General features: G+C 69.2%; 2 protein-coding genes. Both read left to right on the forward strand.

Annotated features, from left to right (window positions below; genetic code table 11):
* Positions 1 to 382, forward strand: a 382-nt coding sequence (locus LQV45_RS33270) for a CapA family protein (protein WP_230011998.1), incomplete at its 5' end; no start/stop codon positions are given.
* Positions 383 to 393: 11 nt separating this feature from the next.
* On the forward strand, positions 394 to 1,257 hold the full coding sequence (locus LQV45_RS33275) for an alpha/beta fold hydrolase (RefSeq protein ID WP_230012000.1): 864 nt from the start codon (positions 394 to 396) through the stop codon (positions 1,255 to 1,257).
* Positions 1,258 to 1,296 lie beyond the last annotated feature (39 nt).

Below are 1,296 nucleotides of genomic sequence, written 5' to 3' on the forward strand. Positions count from 1 at the left end.
GTTCAGCCTGATCTACGGCCACCACAGCCATTCGGTGCTGCCGATCGAAAAGTACAAGGGAACCTGGATTGTGTATGGGCTCGGCAACGGCATCACCGAGCTCTCGCCGTCGTTCGTGGTCAACAACGAGGGCCTGTTGTTCCGGGTGCAGTTCAGCCAGGACGCGTCCGGGTCCTGGGCCGCCTCGGACCTGGCCTGGGCACCGTCGGTGATGGTCCGCGGACCCTACCGCTGGTGTTCGGTGGCGGCCGACGCGCCGCAGGGCCGTTGCGCCGGAACGGCGGCGGACGCAGCCACGCGCCGGCGCACCGCGGCCGTGCTGGAGTCGATGGGCGCCGCGGCGGCGGGCGCCCATGAGCTTATTCTCACCCCGGGGTCCTAAGCTTGGGCAGCATGGAGATGATCAACGAACGGCGGAGCACCGTCGCGTCCAGCGGGGCTGAGCTTGCAGTGTTCGAGTATGGCAGGGAGCCGGGACCGGAAGTGCCGACGCTGCTGCTGGTACACGGCTATCCGGACGATCATCAGGTCTTCCTGCCGGCCATCCGTGATCTGGCCCGAAGCCACCACGTGGTCGCCTACGACACCCGGAACGCGGGCGCGTCCGCCGTCGTCGGCCTCCCCGGGGACTTCACCCTGAAGACGCTCGTGGATGACATGTTCGCCGTGCTGGCCGCCGTCGGCGCCACGGACGTCCATCTTGTGGGCCATGACTGGGGCTCGATCCAGGGCTGGGCCGCCGTCCAGGACCCCAGGGCCGCGGGCCTGATCGGCCGGTACACGTCCATCTCGGGCCCGGACCTGCGGCACTTCGCCCGCTGGGTGCGGAGCCGGTATGCACGTCCCCGGGCGTGGCCGCAGCTGGCCGGACAATTGGCCCGCAGCTGGTACATCGCCGCGTTCCTTGTGCCGAAGCTGCCGGAGGCCGCCTGGCGCCTCTTCCTCACCAAACGCTACGGGCAGATGGCCAAGCGCGACGTCGGCGATGATCCCATCCGCGGCCTGGCTCTTTACCGCGCAAATTTCTTCTCGGCGGTGAACTGGCCGGCCGGCGGCCGCGTGACACTGCCCGTCCAGGTGGTGGTGCCGCTGAAGGATTCCTTCCTGTCGCCGGACCTCGTGGAGGGACTGGATTCCTGGGTGGATGACCTCACGGTGATCCGGGTGGACAGCGGCCACTGGTGGCCGGCATCCCGGCCGGCGGAGTTCGCGGAGCTGCTGCGGCAGCCGCAGCCGACGACGCCGATAACACCGTAGGCCGGCGCCATGGCCCGGGCAAACCGGCGGGATCGGGAA

Source organism: Microbacterium sp. Bi128 (assembly GCF_918698205.1).